Source organism: Kitasatospora sp. NPDC127121 (assembly GCF_042677305.1).
Classification (GTDB): Bacteria; Actinomycetota; Actinomycetes; order Streptomycetales; family Streptomycetaceae; genus Kitasatospora.
In genome coordinates this window covers 20,357-41,359 of the sequence record NZ_JBHXTQ010000015.1, presented here as the reverse complement: position 1 = coordinate 41,359, position 21,003 = coordinate 20,357, and the positions used below count along the sequence as shown (strand labels likewise).

General features: G+C 73.5%; 22 protein-coding genes. 10 read left to right on the top strand and 12 right to left on the bottom strand.

Annotated elements, in window-relative coordinates; translation table 11 throughout:
- Positions 1-2 precede the first annotated feature (2 nt).
- Positions 3-542 (top strand): GNAT family N-acetyltransferase, encoded by a 540-nt coding sequence (locus ACFVHI_RS11005; RefSeq protein WP_380337920.1) that lies wholly within the window; start codon positions 3-5, stop codon positions 540-542.
- Positions 543-601: 59 nt separating this feature from the next.
- On the opposite strand, the gene ACFVHI_RS11000 is transcribed toward ACFVHI_RS11005, so the two are convergent.
- Together ACFVHI_RS11000 and ACFVHI_RS10995 are read right to left on the bottom strand one after the other, a co-directional pair.
- Complete coding sequence (locus ACFVHI_RS11000; protein ID WP_380337918.1) at positions 602-1,243, bottom strand: HD domain-containing protein; 642 nt, start codon at positions 1,241-1,243, stop codon at positions 602-604.
- Entirely contained in the window at positions 1,240-2,025 is a 786-nt protein-coding gene (locus ACFVHI_RS10995; protein ID WP_380337915.1) for a hypothetical protein, read from the bottom strand. Before ACFVHI_RS10995 ends, ACFVHI_RS11000 begins: the two co-directional genes overlap by 4 nt.
- A 70-nt stretch (positions 2,026-2,095) precedes the next feature.
- Here ACFVHI_RS10995 and ACFVHI_RS10990 point away from each other — a divergent pair, with 70 nt between their 5' ends.
- Both ACFVHI_RS10990 and ACFVHI_RS10985 read left to right on the top strand, forming a co-directional pair.
- Entirely contained in the window at positions 2,096-2,992 is an 897-nt protein-coding gene (locus tag ACFVHI_RS10990; protein WP_380337913.1) for a LysR family transcriptional regulator, read from the top strand.
- Positions 2,993-3,148: 156 nt separating this feature from the next.
- Positions 3,149-3,703 (top strand): hypothetical protein, encoded by a 555-nt coding sequence (locus ACFVHI_RS10985; protein ID WP_380337910.1) that lies wholly within the window; start codon positions 3,149-3,151, stop codon positions 3,701-3,703.
- A gap of 722 nt (positions 3,704-4,425) precedes the next feature.
- Here ACFVHI_RS10985 and ACFVHI_RS10980 read toward each other — a convergent pair.
- The 3 genes from ACFVHI_RS10980 to ACFVHI_RS10970 all read right to left on the bottom strand — a co-directional run bounded on the left by ACFVHI_RS10980 (position 4,426) and on the right by ACFVHI_RS10970 (position 6,919).
- Positions 4,426-5,685, bottom strand: a complete 1,260-nt coding sequence (locus ACFVHI_RS10980; protein ID WP_380337907.1) for an alpha/beta hydrolase — start codon at positions 5,683-5,685, stop codon at positions 4,426-4,428.
- 170 nt (positions 5,686-5,855) lie between these two features.
- A complete protein-coding gene (locus ACFVHI_RS10975; protein ID WP_380337904.1) occupies positions 5,856-6,044 on the bottom strand; it encodes a DUF397 domain-containing protein in 189 nt (62 codons plus the stop codon).
- 29 nt (positions 6,045-6,073) lie between these two features.
- Positions 6,074-6,919 (bottom strand): helix-turn-helix domain-containing protein, encoded by an 846-nt coding sequence (locus ACFVHI_RS10970; RefSeq protein WP_380337902.1) that lies wholly within the window; start codon positions 6,917-6,919, stop codon positions 6,074-6,076.
- Between the two features lie 300 nt (positions 6,920-7,219).
- On the opposite strand from ACFVHI_RS10970, the gene ACFVHI_RS10965 reads away from it, so the two are divergent.
- From ACFVHI_RS10965 to ACFVHI_RS10955, 3 genes are all read left to right on the top strand, one after another.
- Positions 7,220-7,669 (top strand): ATP-binding protein, encoded by a 450-nt coding sequence (locus ACFVHI_RS10965; RefSeq protein ID WP_380337900.1) that lies wholly within the window; start codon positions 7,220-7,222, stop codon positions 7,667-7,669.
- A complete protein-coding gene (locus tag ACFVHI_RS10960; protein ID WP_063347121.1) occupies positions 7,666-7,953 on the top strand; it encodes a hypothetical protein in 288 nt (95 codons plus the stop codon). Before ACFVHI_RS10965 ends, ACFVHI_RS10960 begins: the two co-directional genes overlap by 4 nt.
- Positions 7,954-8,045: 92 nt before the next feature.
- Complete coding sequence (locus tag ACFVHI_RS10955; protein ID WP_371516531.1) at positions 8,046-8,507, top strand: hypothetical protein; 462 nt, start codon at positions 8,046-8,048, stop codon at positions 8,505-8,507.
- A gap of 22 nt (positions 8,508-8,529) precedes the next feature.
- Here ACFVHI_RS10955 and ACFVHI_RS10950 read toward each other — a convergent pair whose 3' ends face one another.
- On the bottom strand, positions 8,530-8,961 hold the full coding sequence (locus ACFVHI_RS10950) for an SRPBCC family protein (RefSeq protein WP_380337896.1): 432 nt from the start codon (positions 8,959-8,961) through the stop codon (positions 8,530-8,532).
- A 95-nt stretch (positions 8,962-9,056) separates the two neighbouring features.
- On the bottom strand, positions 9,057-9,701 hold the full coding sequence (locus tag ACFVHI_RS10945) for a CatB-related O-acetyltransferase (protein ID WP_063347118.1): 645 nt from the start codon (positions 9,699-9,701) through the stop codon (positions 9,057-9,059).
- A 76-nt stretch (positions 9,702-9,777) separates the two neighbouring features.
- On the opposite strand from ACFVHI_RS10945, the gene ACFVHI_RS10940 reads away from it, so the two are divergent.
- Together ACFVHI_RS10940 and ACFVHI_RS10935 are read left to right on the top strand one after the other, a co-directional pair.
- The gene (locus ACFVHI_RS10940) at positions 9,778-10,422 is read left to right on the top strand and encodes a formylglycine-generating enzyme family protein (RefSeq protein ID WP_380337893.1); all 645 of its coding nucleotides are present in this window, start codon (positions 9,778-9,780) and stop codon (positions 10,420-10,422) included.
- Between the two features lie 66 nt (positions 10,423-10,488).
- On the top strand, positions 10,489-11,010 hold the full coding sequence (locus ACFVHI_RS10935; RefSeq protein ID WP_380337890.1) for a GNAT family N-acetyltransferase: 522 nt from the start codon (positions 10,489-10,491) through the stop codon (positions 11,008-11,010).
- On the opposite strand, the gene ACFVHI_RS10930 is transcribed toward ACFVHI_RS10935, so the two are convergent.
- The gene (locus tag ACFVHI_RS10930) at positions 11,007-11,930 is read right to left on the bottom strand and encodes a phosphotransferase family protein (protein ID WP_380337888.1); all 924 of its coding nucleotides are present in this window, start codon (positions 11,928-11,930) and stop codon (positions 11,007-11,009) included. The two genes, ACFVHI_RS10935 and ACFVHI_RS10930, sit on opposite strands and share 4 nt — an antisense overlap.
- A 67-nt stretch (positions 11,931-11,997) precedes the next feature.
- Entirely contained in the window at positions 11,998-12,537 is a 540-nt protein-coding gene (gene soxR, locus ACFVHI_RS10925) for a redox-sensitive transcriptional activator SoxR (protein ID WP_063347115.1), read from the bottom strand.
- 57 nt (positions 12,538-12,594) lie between these two features.
- Here soxR and ACFVHI_RS10920 point away from each other — a divergent pair, with 57 nt between their 5' ends.
- Positions 12,595-13,308: a transketolase gene (locus ACFVHI_RS10920; protein WP_363368655.1), complete on the top strand. Its 714-nt coding sequence runs from the start codon at positions 12,595-12,597 to the stop codon at positions 13,306-13,308.
- 122 nt (positions 13,309-13,430) lie between these two features.
- A complete protein-coding gene (locus tag ACFVHI_RS10915) occupies positions 13,431-14,324 on the top strand; it encodes a transketolase family protein (protein ID WP_380337884.1) in 894 nt (297 codons plus the stop codon).
- Between the two features lie 13 nt (positions 14,325-14,337).
- On the opposite strand, the gene treZ is transcribed toward ACFVHI_RS10915, so the two are convergent.
- The 3 genes from treZ to glgX form a co-directional block, all read right to left on the bottom strand.
- On the bottom strand, positions 14,338-16,092 hold the full coding sequence (gene treZ / locus ACFVHI_RS10910; protein WP_380338036.1) for a malto-oligosyltrehalose trehalohydrolase: 1,755 nt from the start codon (positions 16,090-16,092) through the stop codon (positions 14,338-14,340).
- An 8-nt stretch (positions 16,093-16,100) separates the two neighbouring features.
- On the bottom strand, positions 16,101-18,626 hold the full coding sequence (gene treY / locus ACFVHI_RS10905; protein ID WP_380337881.1) for a malto-oligosyltrehalose synthase: 2,526 nt from the start codon (positions 18,624-18,626) through the stop codon (positions 16,101-16,103).
- 70 nt (positions 18,627-18,696) lie between these two features.
- Complete coding sequence (gene glgX, locus ACFVHI_RS10900; RefSeq protein WP_380337878.1) at positions 18,697-20,919, bottom strand: glycogen debranching protein GlgX; 2,223 nt, start codon at positions 20,917-20,919, stop codon at positions 18,697-18,699.
- Positions 20,920-21,003: the final 84 nt, after the last annotated feature.

Below are 21,003 nucleotides of genomic sequence, written 5' to 3'. Positions count from 1 at the left end.
GGATGGATGATCGTTTCTCTCCCGAGCCGCCGACCGTCGTCCGGCTGCCGCAGTACACCCGCGCCGACCAGAACGAGATCCTCGGCCCCGGCGACGACCCGTACGGCGTCGCCTACACCGGACTGACCTGGCTCCCCAAGGACATCCACTTCGGCGTCCGGGCCGACGACGGCCGGCTCGTCGCGCACACCGGGCTGCTGCCGCTCCCGCTCACCGTCGGCGGCACCGACCTGACGGCGGTCGGCGTCGGCGGCGTCGCCGTCGCCCCCGACCGGCGCGGCGCCGGCCTCGCGCAGGCCCTGCTCCGGGCCGCCCTCGGCCACGCCCGCACCCTCGGCCACCGCCACGCGCTGCTGTTCTGCCGCCCGCCGCTGGCCGCGTTCTACCGGGGGCTCGGATTCCGCGAGGTCGCGGAGGAGGTGACGGTGGAGCAGCCCGAGGGGCGGCTGGCGGTGATGCCGCTGCGCACCATGTGGGCGCCGCTGGCGGAGGGCGCCGGGTGGCCGGAGGGGCCGGTGCGGTTGCGCTCGCTGCCGATGTGACGTGCCCTGTGGGGGTGGGAGTGGGGGCGGGGGTTGGGCGGGCGCGGGGCCGGGCGGGGTCACTCCGGCCAGGCGGAGTTCTCGATCACGGCGACGAAGTCGGTCCGCTCGAAGTCCGGGTCGAAGTGGGCGAGGACGTCCGCCTTGACATTGCCGAAGGCGGTCTCCGGCTTGGGCGCGACGCCGTCGTGGAAGGCGCGCAGGATGCCGCGCTTGAAGTCCGGGCGCGGATGGGCGGCGACCACCGCGTCCCGGTCGGCGGCGGCGAGGTCCGCGTACCCGATACCGAGCACGTCCAGCTCCACCCCGGCGGTGGTCAGCGCGATCTCCGGCTCCAGGAACTCCGGGATGCCGGGCGTGGTGTGCAGGGCGATCGCCTCCCACACCAGGCGCACCCGCCGCTCGTCCACCCCGTGCCCGCGCAGGAACGCGGCGGCGGCCTCGGCGCCGTCCACCTCGAAGCGCCGACCGGAGGCGTGGTGCTCGGGGCCCAGGCCGAGATCGTGGAACATCGCGGCCAGGTACAGCAGTTCGGGATCGAAGTCGAGCCCCCGGCGGCGGCCCTGGAGGGCGCCGAACAGGTAGACCCGGCGGGAGTGGTGGTACAGCAGCTCGGTGGTGGCGTCCCGGACCAGCTCGGTGGCCTCGGTGGCGAGGCGGCTGTCGGGGATCCGGACTCCGGCGATCTCGGTGGCGGTCATGCGGTGGCCTCCAGAGTGGTGGTGCCCGGGTCGGTGCCCGGGATGGTGGCGGTTCGGTCGGCAGGGGTCGGCGAGCCCGCCGCGTGGGCGACGGCGGCGCCGGCCAGCGCGCGGATCATGGCGTGCGCCCGGGTGCCGTCGCCGGACAGCTCCGGCTGGAACAGCGAGGCGAGGAAGAACGGGTGGTCCGGCAGTTCCAGGACGCGCACCTCGCCCGCGCCGTCCGCGCCGCTGAACCGCAGCCCGTGCGCGCGCAGCCGGTCCAGGTAGTCGGTGTTGAGGCCGTACGCGCAGTGGTAGCGCTCCAGGGTGCGGGTGGTGCCGAGGACGCGCTCGGCGAGCGTGCCAGGGGTGATCGCGACCTCCCCCTCGTGGCCGACCAGGGAGCAGGCCAGCGGCACGATCACCTGCTCGTCCCGCTCCGGGTGCTCCTCGCCGTGGACGGCCCCGCCGAGGCCGCAGACGTTGCGGGCGTACTCCAGCACCGCGTGCTGGAACCCGGCGCAGGTGCCGAGGAAGGGGATGCCGCGCTCGCGGGCGGTCCGGACGGCGGCCAGCGCGCCCGCCTCGCTGCGGTAGGGGCTGCCGGGGAGCAGCCAGACGGCGTCGAAGCCGTCCAGGGCGCCGGGCGCCCCGGCGTCCTCGGTGGGGATCCAGTAGGCGTCCAGGACGAGCTGCTCGCGCTCGGCGAGGGCGTCGAGCAGCCCGGGGATGCGGGCGTGCGAGCGGACGGCGGGGGAGCGGTCGCCGACCAGGGCGATCCGCGGGGTGAGGTAGGTCATGGGGCTATCCTGACCCCGCACCCGAGATCAGCGCCAACGATGATTTCTTACCCATCGATCAGAAGAGTTGATGACTGCCGTGGATCCGCAGCAGCTGCGCACCTTCGTCACCGTCACCCGCCTCGGCTCCTTCTCCGAGGCCGCGCGGGAACTCGGCTACACCCAGTCCGCGGTCTCCCAGCAGATCGCCGCCCTGGAGGCCGACCTCGGGACCGGCCTGCTCAGCCGCCGCCCGGTCGGCCCGACCGAGGCCGGCCTGCGGCTGCTGGAGCACGCGGCGCCCCTGCTGGTCCGACTGGAGGCGGCGCGCGCCGACGTCGCACGCCTGGCCGGCGCCCCGAGCGCTCGGCTGGTGCTCGGCACCACCCCGCTGGCAGTCGGAGCGACCCTGGGGCGCGCACTCGGCGAGGTGCGCCGGGCCCACCCGGCGGCCGACCTCGTCGTCCGGGTCCTCGCCCAGGACGCGCTGCCCGCCCAGGTCGCCACCGGCGAGGTCGACCTCGCCCTGATCGACGGCCTCGCCGCCCCCAGCGACCCGCTGCCGCTGCCCGACGTCGGCCCGCTCACCACCGTCGCCGTCGACGAGCAGCCCGTCGCCGTCGCCCTCCCGGCCGGCCACCCCCTCGCGGGCCGCACCGGCGTCGCGCTCGCCGACCTCTCCGCCGCCCGCTGGCTCGACGCCCCCGACCTCACCCCGACCGCCGCCCGGCTGCGCGCCGCCGCCGGCGTCGACGGCTTCCGCCCCGCCACCCGCTACCGGGGCACCGACGTGCACGGGCTGCTCGCCCTGGTCGCCACCGGACACGGGCTCAGCCTGCTCCCGGCGTCCGTCCTCGCCGGGGCGCCCGGCGTCGCGTCCGTGCCGATCGCCGCCCCGCGGCTGGTGCACCGCACCGAACTGGTGCACGGCAGCCTGCCGGAGGGGCCGGCCGCGCTGCTGGCGCGGCTGCTGTCGGGCACGCCCTGAGCCCGCTCCCCGGATCGCGCCGGGCGCCCGCGGTGTTTGTGGAGGCGCGATCACCGGTCGTTCACGTCCTGGGACTGACGGTGGTCGCATGGGTGGTGCTGTCATGGGCACAGTCGTCCGGCGAGAGGCCGGGCAAGGCCTAGGAGATCTCCCCACATGATGCTCCGTCAGCGTCTCACCGTCGTCGCCGCGGCGGCCGTCCTCGCCGCCGCCGGGCTCGCGGCCGGCACCGCGCAGGCCGCCCCCGCGAAGGGCTCACCCGTCAAGATCCGTCCGCTCGCGGCGAGTTGTTCGCAGGCCTACCTGCCGCTGCCCGACCCGTCCTGCACGCCGGGCGCCTACAACCCGGACGTCACCCAGGCCACCATCGGCCAGACCATCTGCGTCTCCGGCTGGACCTCCACCGTCCGCCCGCCGACCAGCTACACCAACGCGCTGAAGGCGCAGCAGATCGCGCAGTACGGCTACGCGGACACCAACCTGTCCGACTACGAGGAGGACCACTTCGTTCCGCTGGAGCTCGGCGGCGCCCCGCGCGACCCGCGCAACCTCTGGCCCGAGCCCCGCTACGGCAGCCAGACCGCGACCGGCAAGGACGGCGTCGAGACCAAGCTGAAGAACGCGGTCTGCAAGGGCACGGTCGGCCTCGACGACGCCCGCAGCGCCATCGTGACCGACTGGACCACCGCGCTCAGCAGCCTCGGCCTCTGACCCTTTGGTTTTTGTGCTGGTGCGGCGGTCGGTCCGTCCGGTCCCCTGTGCCGGACGGGCCGACCTGCCGTCCGCCCCGTGCGCCGCCTCGGCGGTGCGCGGGGCCGTCTGTGGTGGTTCTGTGGTGGTGGTCGGGGCGTGGCGCCGGGTCAGCGGCCCGAGCGGGCCGAGTGGCCCGGGGCCGGGCCCGCGGTGCTCCCGGGCCGTGTGTGCGCGGCGCCGTCCGCCCGTTCCCGTTGCCCGGTCGCCTCGCGGATGCGGGCACTCGGCATGGCTGTTCCCTTCCCCCGTACGTTCTGCCGCCCGGCCGCCGGCCCGCTGCGCTCCTCTGTTCCGAGGGGCGGTCGGGGTCGGCTGCGTCGACGGCGGTCGAAACTTATGCCACCGGGCCGCCGGGAGCAAAGCGGGATACCGGCGGGTAGGCCGCCTTCCCCGGCCGCTGCGGGGGCGTTGGTGGTGAACGTGTGTGCGGGCGTGTCGGAAGGTATGGCGGGCCCTCGGCGCCCGACCGGTCGGCGGGACGGCGCGCGGTCGCGGATTCCCCCTGCCCGGCGGGGGTTTGCGGGTCGGCCGCAGCCCCGGCCGACCCGCCCGTGCGGGCCCGCGGCCGGTCACGGCGGACGGCCGATGCCAAGGCTTTCCCCCGACCGGATCCGCCGCCCTCCCGCCGGGTGGCCCGCCTGGCCCGGCCCGGCACGGCACGCCCCCGGACCGGTGGCGGATCAGGCGTGGGTGCCGGGGACGCCGAGCTGCTGGGCGAGCCAGGGGAGGGCCTGGGCGAAGGTGGCGGCGCCGGTCTGCCAGGTGTGCTTGCCGGAGCCGACGGCGGTGGTGGTGCGGATGCCGTCCTTCCGGGCGGCGTCGTTCAGGGCCCTGGCGGACTCGATCTGGCCGTGCTCCTCGTCGCCCTGCCCGAAGTAGCCGGAGACGCCCTGGTACTTGGGGTGGTGGGCGAGGACGGTCAGCGGGTCGTGGGCGGCCCAGGCGGCCGCGTCGCCGCCGTACAGCTCCTGGACGGTGTGGTCCTTGTCGCCGGTGGAGGGGCCCTTGTCGCCGGAGAAGTCGCCGAAGTGGGTGAAGACGTTGGGGTGTTCGACGGTGAGGTCGACGGCGCAGGTGCCGCCCATGGACCAGCCGGCCACGCCCCACTTGTGCGGGTCGGTGGCGGCGTTGAAGGTCTTCTGGACGAACAGCGGGACGTCCTTGAGCAGGTGGCTCTCGGAGTTGCCGTGCGGGCCGTCGACGCACTCGGTGTCGACCCGGAAGCCGCCGGTCGCGTCGACGAAGACGAGGATCGGCGCGAAGCCGTTGTGCTTCGCGGCGAAGTCGTCCGCGGTCCTCACGGCGTTGCCGGAGCGGATCCAGTTGTCGGGCGCGGCGAACTCGCCGCCGATCAGCTCCAGCGCCGGCAGCTTCGGCCGGTTCTGGCTGCGGAACCACGCGGGCGGCAGGTAGACGAGCTCCTGGCGGTGGGTGAAGCCGCTGGCCGTGCTCGGGATGTCCACCTGGACGATGCGGCCGGTCTTCGTCTTCCCGTGCAGGGAGCCGAGTTCGGCGAGCGTGATCTGCTCCGGCAGCGGCTGCCCGCTCAGTTCGCCGATCGCGTCGTCGAGGGTCGGGTAGTAGCCGGTGGCGATGTTCACGCTGTTGGCGGCGCAGAACAGAGCGAGCAGCGCGGCCGGCGGCGCGAGCGCCCGGCGCCACCAGCGGGCGCCGCGCCAGCCGAACCCGAGCGCGCTGACCGCCGCGACCGCGATCCCGCCCCACAGCCACACCCCGAACGGGATCGGATCGGTGATCCCGGCGAGCGTGAGCACGCCGACGGCGGCGAGGGCGGTGAGCAGCAGCGCCGTCCCGAGGGCGACCGGGCCCCACTTCAGCCGCCAGGCCCGGTCCCGCCAGCCGAGCGCGGCCAGGAACAGGGTGAGGGCCACGGCCTGGACGGCCCAGGGGAACCAGCCGCCGAGCAGGGAGACGTTCATCTGGCGGAGGCTAGGGGTGCCGGATGAGAAGTCGATGAGAGGCTGGCAGGCCGCTGGAAGGAGCCTGGGAGCGTGAGTCGATGCACTCGGAACGGTGTTGCGGACCGGGCGTGGACGTCAGTCCGGGGGCGGCCCCGTGCTCGGCATGGGGCCGCCCAGGACAGTTGAGGCTAGCGAGCTGCCGGGAGCTCGCCCGCCTGGACGGCGGCGATGAAGGACTGCCAGGCCTCGGGGCTGAAGCTGAGGGCCGGGCCGTGCGGGTCCTTGCTGTCGCGGACCGGGACGACGCCGGTGAAGCCGTCGGCTACTTCGACGCAGTTCTCGTTTGGGTTGCTGGCGGTAGCCTTCGACCAGTTCACCGGCAGTGCAGATGCGACGGGGTAGTGGGTCACTTGAGCTGGTCTCTCTTCTCTCGGATGACGTTGAGGGATTCGTCGAGGCCAAGGGCTGTCGCCATGATCTCGCCGAAGGCTGTTCGGTAGACATCTACGTGCTCCGGCTTCTCCACCCAGTTGCTGGCGAGCATGTCGCTGAGCAGTGCGAGGTCGAGATCTCGTTGCCGAAACTCCAGGAGGGTGAACGGTCCGTTCATGCCGGGGTGAGGTGGGGCGAATGCCGGCATGACCTGGATGCTGATGTTCGGGAGGCCACTCCACTGGATCAACTTGTCGAGCTGATCGGCCATCACGCCCTCTGCCGCCTTCATGGTCAGGGCGGACTCGTGGATGACAGCCCAGAGTTTCAGCGGATTCTCCGCGCGAGTGAGCACTGACTGACGGTTGATTCGCACATCGACACGAGCCTCAACACTGGGTGTCTTGAAGACGCCGCTGGAGATGATGGCGTGTGCATAGCGGCGCGTCTGCAGCAGTCCGGGGATGTAGGCCGACTCATACGACTTGTTGCCGATAGCCGTCTCTTCCAAGCGGATCAGGTCGTGGTAGAGCGGGTTCAGCTGTTCGAGGCCGGCTACCCAGCCGGGCCGATGCCGGTCACGAAGGATCTCGACGAGGACTTCCTTGAGCTCCGGATCGCACTCGTAGAAGTCGAGGAGCTTCTGAACGACATCCGGCTTGAGTTGGACCCGGGCGTTCTCGTAGCGGGACAGCTTCACGAGGTTGACGCCGTCGACTTGGGCGGCCACTTCCTCTGCCGACAGGTTCTTGAGCTCGCGGAGCCTTCTGAGCTCGGCTGCAATGCGGCGGTAGCGCACTGCTGGCACTGCAACTGCCATAGACGTAACCCCTTCAGACCTCTCGGCATCCAGTGTGCATGCCCTGTGTGATGGTTCGCCACCACCCGCGTGAGTCTAGGGGCCGGACCTTGCCCTGAGATCTGAAAGTTTTCATATTTGTCAAGCTCACCTTGCGCCGCGGATGTGATGTGATCCATGCTGTGAGTGATGGAAAGCTAGCCGACCGTGAACGTCCTGTGCGGTCTGCGGGCTTGCTTTCCGATGCATTGCGCCGGGCGCTCGCAGAGTCGGCAGCTCGGCCTTGGATCTTCTCCACTCGCTCCCGAAGGTGGCTTCGCCATGTTCGAATCGCCTGACAATCCCCCCGAGTTCGTGTCCAGCTGCTGGCTGCTGCGCAGTCGGCGGTCGCCGGCGAAGGCCCGGCAGGCGCTCTTGCGGCTCCTCGACTCGACCCCCGCCGGTGAACTCTTCGCGGACTCCGGTCTGTTGGTGGTCTCCGAGCTCGTCACCAATGCCGTCGTGCATGGCACTCCGATCGGCAACCGGCTGTGGCTCTCCCTCTCCCTCATCCCCTCGCGACTGCGCATCGAGGTGCACGACGCGCGCCGTGACCGCGCGCCGCTCCTTCGCCCTGCGTCCGCCGATGACGAGTCCGGGCGGGGCCTTCTCCTCGTCAAGCTCCTGTCCGAGCGCTGGGGTTGCTGCCCGCGCGTGCCCATCGGCAAGATCGTGTGGTCGGAGATCGGTTCCGCTGCCGCCTCCTCCGCCCCCGTGGAGCGTGTGGCGTGAACGAGGACCGCCTGGTCACCGCCGAGATCACCGGCGGTCTGATGCCGCCGACGATCTACGCCCTCCTCCCCAAGGCGCTCGACGCCCTCTGGCGTTCCCTCCAGTTCCAGCCCATGAGCCGTCCCCAGTGGCTGTGGTTCGAGCGCTACCTCACAGGCCCGTCCGCGGACCGCTTCGTCGCCGGCTACCTCGCCAGTGCGGGCCCGCTCGACCTCCCTGTCGTTCTCCCCGACTCCCTCCACCACCTGCGTCTCGGCTGGACGCCCCCCGGAGGCGAATGGTGAGCCGTCGCGCGACGGGCCGGCCCTGCCGCTCCTCCCGGCGTGCTGCGTGCTAGCTTTGAACGCGTTCAAATAAGTGGGCGCAAGGGGGAGCCGTGGCCGTGGTGCCGGGGAGTGCGAGGGTGCTGGCGGGGCTGGCGGCCGCGGTGTGCCTGCTCCCGCTGGCGCTCGTGGCGGTGGCGTTCGGCCTGGGCGGCTCGTTCTCGTTCCTGCACGTGATCGCGCTGGTCAGCGCTGCGGCCGCCGCCGTGCCGGTGTGCTACCGGGAGCTCGGCCCGTTCCGGATCGCCTGTGCGGCGGCGGGCGCGGTGGTGGCGGTCGCCTCGGTGCCGCTGCTGTTCGTGGGCATCTGGTTCGTGATCGGGTTCGGCGCGTGGCTCATGCTGGCGGCCTTCCTGTTCCTGCCGGTCGCCGCGATCCCCGCGCTGGTGGCCGCGTTCCAGCGCGCCCGCGGCCCCGAGTACGGCCAGACGGCGGCCGTACTCGGGTGGACCGTGGGGGTGCTGTCGCTGCTGGGCTGGTCGCTGGTCGCGCTCTACGCGGTGATGGGGCGCTGAACTCCCGGACGGCCCGCCGTCGTCAGCCGGCGAACCGCTCGCGCAGGGCCGCCAGGCCGGCCGTGAACACCCCGTGGAGGCGGTCGGCGGAGTCCTTGCGGTGCTCGGCCTCGACGTCGTACGTGGCGCTCCACTCCACGAAGCTGGCGTCGAGCGCGGTGACCGGGGTGACCCGCAGCGTAGCCCGGTAGCCGTACAGCTCGAACGCCCCTTCGGGGAAGCTGTAGGTGTAGCTGCGGGCGTCCTCGTCGTAGGCGAGCAGCGTCTCGCGCAGCGCCGCGCCGTCGATCTCGAACACCCGGACCGACCCGATCGCGTTGCCCGTCAGCTCGTTGCCGAGGCTGCTGGCCGGCAGGCCCGGGTGCCAGCCGCCGAGGTTGTGGAAGTCCCCCAGCAGCTCCCACACCTGTTCGGCCGGAGCCTCCACGACCGTGCTGACCTTCGTACCCGCCATCGTCATCGCCTTTCGCCGGCCTTCGTACGGACGGACACCATCCTCGGGCCGGCGTACGGGTGATGCCAGGGGGCCTGGCGATGAGCGCGGGATGTTCACCTTCCCGGCGCGGCCGCTTCGAGGTCGTCGACGGTGCCGGACATGACGGTGCGCAGGTGGCGGGTGAGGTGGTCGGTCGGCCAGTCCCACCAGGCGAGGGCGAGCAGGCGGGCGATGTCCGCCTCGGCGTAGCGGGTGCGGATGAGCTTGGCCGGGTTGCCGCCGACGATCCCGTAGTCGGGGACGTCGTCGACGACGACGGCGCCGGAGGCGATGATCGCGCCGTGGCCGATGCGCACGCCGGGCATCACCATGGCGCCGTAGCCGATCCAGACGTCGTTGCCGACCACCGTGTCCCCGCGGCCGGCGAGGCCGGTGACCAGGTCGAAGTGCTCGGCCCAGCTTCCGCCCATGATGGGGAACGGGAAGGTCGAGGGGCCGTCCATGCGGTGGTTCGCCCCGTTCATGATGAACCGGACCCCCGTACCCAGCGCGCAGAACTTCCCGATGACCAGCCGCTCCGGGCCGTAGTGGTAGAGCACGTTGCGCGTCTCGAACGCGGTCGCGTCGTCCGGGTCGTCGTAGTAGGAGTAGTCGCCGACGTCGATCAGCGGGGACGTCACCAACGGCTTGAGGAGCACCACGCGCGGCTGCCCGGCCACCGGGTGGAGAGTCGAAGGGTCCGGCGGGACGGAACTCATGGCGGTGCCACTCCTGATCGTCAGGTGTGAAGAGCGGAAAGGACATTGATCATCCCACGGGCTAGGATCGCGGCCCATGGATGCGAGCACCCGAACCGACCTGATCGCCGTCCCGCCCGGCCGCGTCACGCTGTCGGACCGCCGTACGCAGCGGAGCTGGACCGTCGAGCTCGCCCCCTACGAGCTGGCGGCCTGTCCGGTCACCCGCGAGCAGTACGGCGCCGGGGCCGGCGACCGGCTCCCCGCCGACAGCGTCTCCTGGTACGACGCCGTCCGCTACTGCAACGAACTGTCCCGGCGGGACGGGCTGGCGCCGGCCTACCGGCTCGACGGCGAGTCCGCCACCTGGGACCGCGCCGCCGACGGCTACCGGCTGCCCACCGAGGCCGAGTGGGAGCACGCCTGCCGCGCCGGAACGGACGGCCCCCGCTACGGGCCGCTCGACGAGATCGCGTGGCACCGCGGCAACTCGGACGAGCGCCCGCACCCGGTGGGCGGCCTGCGCCCCAACGGCTTCGGCCTGTACGACCTGCTCGGCAACGTGTGGGAGTGGTGCTGGGACGTGTACGACGCCGAGGTGTACGGCGGCTACCGCGTGCTGCGCGGCGGCGGCTGGTTCGACGAGCACTGGAGCTGCCGCGCCTCCGTCCGCCGCCGCAGCCACCCCACCCTGCGGATCGACGACGTCGGCTTCCGGCTCGCCCGGTCGATCACCGCCTGAAGGCGCGCGCCGTGGGGAACCCGGGCCCGGTCACGGACCGTTGGGCCCTGCATGAACGATGCACCGGTGTCCCTCAGACCGATCGGCGAAGCCGACCTCGCCCCGCTCGAAGCACTGCTGAACGACCCCAGGGCGTCGGGCCCGTTCCAGTGGTTCGGGTGGCGCGACCCCGGGCGGACCCGGCGTCTCTGGGCGGAGAACGGCCTGCTGGCGCCCGAGCAGTCGATGCTCGCGGTGCTGTCCGGGGGCGAGTTCGCCGGGTTCGTCGCCTGGCGGCAGGTCGGCCGGCCGGACCTGGCGCCGTACTGGAACCTCGGCATCATGATCCGCCCGGAGGCGCGCGGCCGGGGCATCGGCACGCGGGCCCAACAACTGCTGGTGGACTACCTGTTCGCCCACACCGTGGTGATGCGGCTGGAGGCGGACACCGAGGACACCAACCTCGCCGAGCAGCGCGCGCTGGAGAAGTGCGGCTTCGTCCGTGAGGGCGTCCAGCGCAGCATGGGCTTCCGGGATGGCCAGTGGCGTGACGTGGTCCGCTACAGCCTGCTGCGCACCGACCCCCGGCCGCTTTCCGACCGGACCTAGGCGATCCCGAACCACTCCTCCGCGAGGGCGTCCAGCGTCCGCGCGGAGGGCTTCAACTCCCGCAGGTACCACGGCAGGTGGCTGTACGCGTGGAGCAGCGTGTACGCCATCAGCAGGCGCGGGTCGAAGCCGCGCCCGTAACCGGCGAGGAGGCGGCCGAGCAGGCGGCGGTCGGCGCGGGTGGTGAACAGGCCGACGGCGACGAGGTCGTAGGCCGGGTCGCCGACCATGGCGGGTTCGAAGTCGAGCAGGCCGGTCAGGCGCCAGCCGTCGGCCGGGTCGACGAGCAGGTGCTCGCGCATGAACTCGGTGTGCAGCAGGGCGCGTTGCGGCGCCCGGGGCAGCGGCGCGGCGGCCAGGAAGTCCGGGATCTGCTCCAGCCAGGCTTCGGGCAGGCCGCGTTCGCGCTGGCGGGCCACCGCCCCGGCCCGCTGGCGGCCCAGGAAGGCGTCCCAGTCGCCGGGGCCGAGGGTGTCGGCGAGCGGTCCGGGGTCGAGGGCGTGCAGGGCGGCCAGGGCCCGGCCGCAGTCGTGGGCGATCCGCTCCCGGTCGGCCTGCGGGATCCGCGGCCAGGCGGGGGCCAGGCCCTCGCCGGACAGCCGTGACATCAGCACGTAGCGCCAGCCGTTGACGTGGGCGCCGGCGGCCCGTACCTCGGGGGTGGGGATCGGCAGGGCGCCCTGGAGGCGGGTGAGGACGCGCTCCTCGGTGACGCCGCCCTCGGCGCCGGAGGCGGGGAACAGCTTGAGGACGCGTGTGTCGCCCACCGCGTAGACCGGGACGGACCCTTCCGCGAAGCGCTCCAACGGCAGCCCGGCGAGTCCCAGTTCGGCGCAGAGCGCCTCGGCTCCGGGGCGCAGCACCGCCTCGTCGCGCACGATCGCGTCCCACTGTTCTTCCGTCTCCACCACCGGCAGCATGGGCGCACGGTAGGCAGGCTGGCGCCGCTGCGGCAAAGGCTTTTCAGCGGTTCAGCCGTTCAGCGGTTCAGTGGGGCCCGCAGGCGTCGGTGGCGGCGGGGGAGAGGGGTTCCGGGCCGCCGGCCGGGTCGCGGGTGAGGAGGTAGCGGGCGCCGGGGCCGGTGTCGGCGGCGCGGTCGGCGGCGTTGTAGAGGGAGCAGCGGGAGAGGGAGAGGCAGCCGCAGCCGATGCAGCCGGTCAGTTTGGCCTTGAGGCGCTGGAGCTCGGCGATCTGCTCGTCGATGCGGCTCTGCCAGGATTCGGCGACCCGGTCCCACTCGGCGCCGCTGGGGGCGGGGCGCTCGGGGAGCCGGTCGAGGGCGACGCGGGCCTCGTCGAGGGAGAGTCCGACGCGCTGGGCGGCGCGGACGAAGGCGATCCGGCGCAGCGTGCCGCGGGGGTAGCGGCGCTGGCCGCCGGCGGTGCGGGTGGCGTGGATGAGGCCGAGGCTCTCGTAGTAGCGCAGGGCGGAGGCGGCGAGGCCGCTGCGGCGGCCGAGTTGGCCGATGGTGAGCAGGTCGTCGCGGTGCGGGCCGGGTGCTCGGCCGTGGTCCGGGGTCGCGGTCATGGGCACCCACTCTAGCCGCTTGACCTCAAGTCGACTTTAAGTTGCACCATCGTGGTCATGACGACGAACGCAACCGCGGACCTCGCGGAAACCACCCGCTTCGAGGACCTGTCGGCGCTGATGGGCCTGATGACCGGCGACGAGAAGCACGGCCCGGCCGCCACCTCCACCCTGGACGCGCTTTGGGTGCTGTACGACCGGGTCCTGCGGGTGAGCCCGGAGCGGGCCGGGGCGCAGGACCGGGACCGCTTCCTGCTCTCCAAGGGCCACGGCCCGATGGCGTACTACGCGGTGCTCGCGGCCAAGGGCTTCATCGACCCCGGGGTGCTGCCGAGCTTCGGCGGCTACGACTCTCCGCTCGGCCACCACCCGGACCGGATGCTCGTCCCCGGGGTGGAGATCGCCTCCGGCTCGCTCGGGCACGGCCTGCCGCTGGGCGTCGGCACGGCGCTCGGGCTGCGGGCGCAGGGCCTGACCGACCCGGCGGTGTGGGTGCTGGTCGGCGACGCCGAGTTCGACGAGGGCTCCAACCACGAGGCGGTGGCCTTCGCCGGTGCGTACGGGCTGGAGCGGCTGCACGTGGTGGTGATCGACAACTCCTCGGCCACGCACGGCTGGCACGGCGGCATCGCGGCCCGGTTCGCGGCCGAGGGCTGGTCCACCGCGACGGTGGACGGCCGCGACCACGAGGCGCTGTACCGCGCCTACACCGCCGAGCACCCGGGCCGCCCGCACGTGGTGGTCGCCCGGGTCGAGCCCAAGGACTCCTGAGCCCGAGGCCTCCTGGGCCCGAGACGTCCTGGGCCCGAGAACCCTTGAGCCCGCGAACCCCCACGCAAGCGCCAAGCCAGCACGCACGCGCCAACCAGCACGAACCGAAAGGCACTTCACCGATGGACACCATGCGCGACCGCTTCATCGACGTCACCAGCCGCCTGCTGGACGAGGACCCCCGGCTGGCCGTGGTGCTCGCCGACATCACCGCGGCCGCCTTCGCCCCGGCCCAGCAGCGCCACCCGGACCGGGTGGTCAACGTCGGCATCCGCGAGCAGCTGCTGATCGGCGCGGCCGGCGGCCTGGCGCTGACCGGGATGCGTCCGATCGCCCACACCTTCGCCAGCTTCCTGATCGAACGGCCTTTTGAGCAGGTCAAGTTGGACCTCGTCCACCAGGGCGTCGGCGCCGTCCTGGTGAGCGCGGCCGGCTCCTACGACTGGCCGGCCGGCGGCCGCACCCACATGTCCCCGGGCGACGTCGCCCTGCTGGACACCCTGCCGGACTGGACGGTCCACGTGCCGGGCCACCCGGACGAGGCCGAGCAGCTGCTGCGCCACGCCGTCACGGACGGCGACCGCAACGTCTACGTCCGCCTCTCGGCGCACCAGAACACGCAGGCCCTGCCGGTCGAGGCGGGCCGGTTCACCACTGTGCGGCAGGGCTCGCGCGGCGTGGTCCTCGCGGTCGGGCCGATGCTGGACGCGGTGCTCGCGGCCACCGAGGGCCTGGACGCCACCGTGCTGTACGCGGCGACGGTGCGCCCCTTCGACGCGGCCGGGCTGCGGGCGGCAGCGGGGGAGCGGGCGGACGTGGTGCTGGTGGAGCCGTACCTGGCGGGCACCTCGGCGAACGAGGCGCACGCCGCCCTGGCCGACCGCCCGCACCGGGTGCTGGGCCTGGGCGTGCCGCGCGAGGAGCACCGGCACTACGGCTCGATCCCGGAGCACCTGGCCGCCTACGGCTTGGACGCGGCCTCGCTGCGGGAGCGGATCGGCACCTTCCTCTGGTGACGCGCGTGGCGGGTCAGACCGCGCCGACCGCCACCGCGTCGACCGCCACCGCGACGATGGCCACCGCGTCCGCCCCCAGCCGTACCGCCGTCCCGTCCAGTGCCGCCGTCCCGAAGGCCGCGACCAGTTCGCGCCCGGTCCCGTCCAGTGGCAGGGCGGCTTCGGTGGGGCCGAGGTTGACGGCGATCCGGTACGGTCCCCGGTGCACCACCAGCCAGCGCGCCGCCTCGTCGTAGGCCACCCGTACCGCGCCGAGGCCGGGGTCGGACAGCTCCGGCCGGTCGCGGCGCAGCCGGATCAACGTCCGGTGCCAGGTGAGGAGTTCGGCGTGCGGGGCGCGCCGGGGTTCGGTCCAGTCGAGGACGGAGCGCAGGATGGTGGCGGGCTCCTGCGGGTCGGGGACGGACTCGGCGGCCCAGCCGTGGTCGGTGAACTCCCGGCGCCTGCCCTGCCGGACGGCCTCGGCGAGCTGCGGGTCGGTGTGGTCGGTGAAGTACTGCCAGGGGGTGGCCGCGCCCCACTCCTCGCCCATGAACAGCATCGGGGTGAACGGCGAGGTGAGCACCAGCGCGGCGCCGCAGGCGAGCCGGCCGGTGGTGAGGCAGGTGGAGATGCGGTCCCCGAGGGCCCGGTTGCCGATCTGGTCGTGGGTCTGGAGGTAGCCGAGCAGCCGGTGTCCGCCGTCCGGCGGGAAGGGGCGGCCGTGGCCGCGGCCGCGGAAGCCGGACCAGGTGCCGTCGTGGAAGAAGCCGCGGGTGAGCGTCTTGGCGAGGGCGGCGAGCGGGTGGCGCGCGAAGTCGCCGTAGTAGCCCTGGGATTCGCCGGTGAGCGCGCAGTGCAGGGCGTGGTGGAAGTCGTCGCTCCACTGCGCGGTGAGGCCCTGGCCGCCGGCCGCGCGCGGGGCGGTGGTGTGCGGGGTGTTGAGGTCGGATTCGGCGATCAGGAACAGCGGGCGGTTGGTCGCGACGGCCAACTTCTCGACCTGGTGGGACAGTTCCTCCAGGAAGTGGACGGCCCGGTCGTCTGCGAGGGCGTGCACGGCGTCCAGCCGCAGGCCGTCGATCCGGTAGTCGCGCAGCCAGCCGAGCGCGCTGCCGATCAGGTAGCGGCGCACCTCGTCGGAGCCGGGGGCGTCCAGGTTGACGGCCGCCCCCCACGGCGTGTGGTGCCGGTCGGTGAAGTACGGGCCGTACGCGGGAAGGTGGTTGCCGGAGGGGCCGAGGTGGTTGTGGACGACGTCCAGCACCACGCCGAGGCCCTTGCGGTGGGCGGCGTCGACGAAGCGCTTCAGCCCTTCGGGCCCGCCGTACGGCTCGTGCACGGCCCACGGCGAGACCCCGTCGTAGCCCCAGCCGTGCCGGCCGGGGAACGGGCAGACCGGCATCAGTTCGACGAAGTCGACGCCCAACTCGACGAGGTGGTCGAGGTGTTCGGCGGCGGCGTCGAAGGTGCCGCGGGGGGTGAAGGTGCCGATGTGCAGCTCGTACAGTACGGCTCCGGGCAGCGCGCGGCCGCGCCAGCCGGTCTGCGACCAGCGGAACGCGGCGTGGTCGACCGGGCGGCTGGGTCCGTCGGGCCCGTGCGGCTGCCAGGGGGAGCGCGGGTCGGGCAGCGGCGGCCCGCCGTCGAGGCGGAAGGCGTAGTCGCCGGCCGGGGCGCCGCCGGTCCACCAGCCCGGGCGCTGCGGGCACCGGGCCAGCGGATGGGCGGAGCCGTCGACCTCGACCTCGACCCGGTCGGTGGCCAGGGGCGCCCACACCTCGTAGATCCGCACGCTCAGCTCCTCCTCGTCAGCAGCGCCACCGGCCGGTCCGCCAGCAGCCGCGCGACGGGCACCGGGCCCGCCGGGTGGGCCCGCAGCGTCAGCTGGTCCGTCCAGGGCCCGCCCTCGGGCAGCTCCAGGACGGTGCCGCGCCAGCCGCCGGCGCGCTCCAGCCCGTACGGGAGCCGGGTGACGGCGGTGACCACGTCGGCGCCGCGGGCGAAGGCCAGCAGGTGGTCGGCGGCGGGGCCGGCGGCGCTCAGCGGCCGGTAGGGCCCGAGCGGGCGGTCGCGCCGCAGGTGCAGCGCCGCCCTGGTGAGGTGCAGCTTCTCGCGGGCGAGGTCGCCGGGGCGCGGGGCGGCCGCGTCGGTGAGCCGGACGGCGAGCGCGCCGAGGTCCACCACGCCCCGGTTGTCCGGGTCGACGAGGGTGTACAGCGGCTCCTCGCTGCCCTGGTAGAGGTCGGGCACGCCCGGGACGGTGAGGTGCAGCAGCGCGGCGGCGAGGGTGTTGGCGCGGGCGTACGGGGCGAGGGCGTGCACCAGGCCCTCGATCCGGGGCAGCAGTCCGGGGTTGGTGTGGACGGCGCGGGCGCGCGCGGTGAGCGCCTGCTCGAAGCGGGCGTCGGGGGTGGTCCAGGAGGTGTGCAGCTTGGCCTCGCGGGCGGCCTTGAGGAGGGCGGCGACGAGCCGGTCGGGGTCGATCGGCCAGGCGGCGACGAGGGTGTGCCAGAGCAGCCAGTCGCCGTCGCGGGTACCGGGGTCGGGGCCGCTTTCGCCGTCGTGGCGGCCTTCGCGGTCGTGATCGCCGCGGGGGCCGGGCCCGGCGGCGGTGGACCAGGCGGCGGCCTCGGCGGCCCAGGCCTCGGGCTGCTCGGCGAGGACGGCGAGCCGGGCGCGGGCGTCGGCGCTGCGCTTGGTGTCGTGGGTGGACAGCACGGTCATGCTGTGCGGCCAGGCGCGCTCCAGGTAGCGGCACCAGTCGTGGAACCGGGCCGGGGGCAGCCCCGGCCGGCCGGGCTCGCCGCCGACCTCGTTGAGGCCGGGCAGCGCGTTCCACCGGTAGAAGGCGGTGTCCTCGACGCCCTTGGCGGCGACGGCGGCGGCGGTCTGCGCGAAGCGCTCGCAGAACTCGTCCTTCTGCGGCCCGCTCCCCAGCTCCCCGAGGGCCAGGGCGGCGACCAGCCGGTCCGTCGGGTCGGCCGAGCCGCCCAGCGCCGCGCGCAGCTGCTCGGCGGAGGCCGGCGGCACCGGCTCCCCGGGCCGGGCGTACGGCCGGTACGCCGGGTAGCCGGTGAACAGCCGCCGCAGCGCCGCGCGCAGCTGCCAGGGCGCGTGGTCGGAGTGCGCGGGCTCGGCGGCGCCGATCCGCAGCGCGATCCGCACCAGCCGGTCGACCTCGGCGGCCAGCTCGCCGTGCGGCGCGGTCATGTCGGCCCGCCCGCGCCGGGCGGCGGCGACCGCCGGGTGGGGGTCGGCGCAGGGTTGGCCGTCCGGCGCGGAGCCGGTCAGGAACGCCGCGTACGCCCCGGCCAGCCGGCAGGCGCCCGCGTGGTCGGTGAGCACGCCGTCGATGCGGCGCAGCGCGTCGTAGCCGGTCGTCCCGGCGACCGGCCAGTCCGCGGGCAGCCGCTCGTCGCCGGTGAGGATCTTCTCGACGACGGTGTACGCCCCGCCGGTGGCGCCGGCGAGGCGGCGCAGGTAGCCGCGCGGGTCGGCGAGCCCGTCGGGGTGGTCGATCCGGAAGCCGTCGACGACGCCGTCGGCGTGCAGCCGCAGCAGGGTGGCGTGGGTGGCGGCGAACACCTCGGGCTCCTCGACCCGGACGGCGATCAGCTCGTTGACGGTGAAGAAGCGCCGGTAGTTCAGTTCGGTGCGGGCCAGCCGCCACCAGGCGAGCCGGTACCACTGGCGGGCGAGCAGCTCGTCGAGCGGCAGCCCCGAGGTGCCGGGCCGCAGCGGCAGCTCGTGGTCGTGGTAGCGCAGCACCTCGCCGTCCACCACCAGCTGGTCCAGCACGGCGCCAAGTCGGTCGCCGAGCAGCGGCAGCAGCACCCGGCCGCGCGCGGGGGCGTCGACGGGGCCCGGCTGGGCCGCCCAGTCGATGTCGAACCAGCGCGCGTACGGCGAGTCGGGGCCCTCGCGCAGCACCTGCCACAGCGGCTGGTTGAGCCGCTCGGGGACGGGCACCGCCATGTGGTTGGGCACCACGTCGACGAGCAGCCGCAGGCCGTGCCGGTGGGCGGCGGCGGCCAGCGCGCGCAGGGCGGCCTCGCCGCCGAGCTGCTCGCTGACCCGGCCGTGGTCGACGGTGTCGTAGCCGTGGGTGGAGCCGGGGGCGGCCTCCAGCAGCGGGGACAGGTGCAGGTGGGAGACGCCGAGGGCGGCGAGGTAGGGAACGGCGGCGGCGGCGTCGTGGAGGGTGAAGCCGGGTTGCAGCTGGAGGCGGTAGCTGGCCGTGGGGGCCGTGGCGGTAGCGGTGGCGGATGAGGGGGAGGCGGCGGCCGGGCGGGGCGGTGCGGGCTCGGCGGCGGAGGTCATAGGTCCATGAGTACCCGGGGGAGCCCGCCGCCAAGACCCGCTGCTGGTCCGAACAGGTGAGCGCGGGGTGTCAGGCCGGCCGCTGGAGCACCATCAGCGAGCGGTCGGTGAGCCACAGCGCGTCCCCGGCCTTGACCCGCGCGCCCGCGCCCGGGGCGGGCAGCCGGGCCTGCGCGGTGTCGACCACGACCTGCCATTCCTGCCCGTGGTCGGCGGGCAGGGTGAACTCCAGCGGCTCGAAGTGCGCGTTGAACATCAGCAGGAAGGAGTCGTCGACGATCCGCCCGCCGCGCCGGTCCGGCTCGGAGATGGCGTAGCCGTTGAGGAAGACGGTCAGCGACTTGGCGTAGCTGGCGCCCCAGTTGCGCTTGGTCATCTCCTCCCCGCCGGGGGTGAACCAGGCGATGTCGGTGAGGTCGTCGTAGCCGCCCGAGTCGTAGCCGCCCGAGAGGTGGCCGCCCGAGGGGTGACGGCCGGAGGCGTGACCGCCGGAGGGGCGGCCGCCGGCGGCGAGCGTCCCCGGCCCGGGGCGCCCGGGGACCGGCCGCCCGTGGAAGAAGCGCCGCCGCCGGAACACCGGGTGGTCGCGGCGCAGCCAGATCATCCCCTGGGTGAACTCCAGCAGCCGCGCCTCGGGCCCGTCGCCGTCCGGCCAGTGCACCCAGGTGAGTTCGTTGTCCTGGCAGTAGGCGTTGTTGTTGCCCTGCTGGGTGCGGCCGAGTTCGTCGCCGTGGGAGAGCATCGGCACGCCCTGGGAGAGCATCAGGGTGGCGATGAGGTTGCGCTGCTGGCGGGCTCTGAGCTCCTCGACGGCCGGGTCGGCGCCGGGGCCCTCGACGCCGCAGTTCCAGGAGCGGTTGAAGGACTCGCCGTCGCGGTTGTCCTCGCCGTTGGCCTCGTTGTGCTTGTCGTTGTAGGAGACGAGGTCGCGCAGGGTGAAACCGTCGTGGCAGGTCACGAAGTTGATGGAGGCGATGGGGCGGCGGCCGTCGTCCTGGTAGAGGTCGGAGGAGCCGGTGAGCCGGGAGCCGAACTCGGCGAGGGCGGCGGTCTCGCCGCGCCACAGGTCGCGCACGGTGTCCCGGTACATGCCGTTCCACTCGGTCCACAGCGGCGGGAAGTTGCCGACCTGGTAGCCGCCCTCGCCGAGGTCCCAGGGTTCGGCGATCAGCTTGGCCTGGGAGACCACCGGGTCCTGCTGGACGAGGTCGAAGAAGGAGGAGAGCCGGTCGACCTCGTGGAACTGCCGGGCCAGGGTGGCGGCGAGGTCGAAGCGGAAGCCGTCGACGTGCATCTCGGTGACCCAGTAGCGCAGCGAGTCCATGATCAGCTGGAGCACGTGCGGGCTGCGCATCAGCAGGCTGTTGCCGGTGCCGGTGGTGTCCTCGTAGAAGCGCTGGTCCCGGGCGAGGCGGTAGTAGGAGACGTTGTCCAGCCCGCGCAGGGACAGCGTCGGCCCGAGGTGGTTGCCCTCGGCGGTGTGGTTGTAGACGACGTCCAGGATCACCTCGATCCCGGCCGCGTGCAGCGCCTTGACCATCGACTTGAACTCCTGCACCTGCTGGCCCCGATCGCCGCTGGAGGCGTAGGAGGAGTGCGGGGCGAAGAAGCCGATGGTGTTGTAGCCCCAGTAGTTGGACAGGCCCAGGTCGCGCAGCCGGTGGTCGCGGACGAACTGGTGCACCGGCATCAGCTCGATCGCGGTGACGCCGAGCTTGGCCAGGTGCTCGATCACCGCCGGGTGGGCCAGGCCCGCGTAGGTGCCGCGGATCTCCTCGGGGATGCCCGGGTGCAGCCGGGTGAGGCCCTTGACGTGCGCCTCGTAGATGACGGTGCGGTGGTAGTCGGTGCGCGGCGGGTGGTCGGTGCCCCAGTCGAAGTACGGGTTGATCACGACCGAGTGCATGGTGTGCGGGGCGGAGTCGAGGTCGTTGCGGCGCTCGGGCGCGCCGAAGTGGTAGCCGTAGACGGCCTCGTCCCAGTCGATGTGCCCGCTCATCGCCTTGGCGTACGGGTCCAGCAGCAGTTTGGCGCTGTTGTGGCGCTGGCCGAGGCCGGGGTTGTACGGGCCGTGGACGCGGAAGCCGTAGCGTTGGCCGGGCTGGACGCCGGGGAGGTAGGCGTGCCGGACGAAGGCGTCCGTCTCGCGCAGTTCGACGGCCGTCTCCGAGCCGTCCTCGTCGATCAGGCACAGCTCGATCCGGTCGGCACTCTCGGAGAACACCGCGAAGTTGGTGCCGGCCCCGTCGTAGGTGGCGCCGAGGGGGTAGGGCTTACCGGGCCAGACCTGCATGAGTCCTCAACTTCCTTGCACTCAAGGGAAACTGACGTGTAGTCCGATAGCGCGCCCGGACCCGGACGCTCTCTTCCCGGCCGG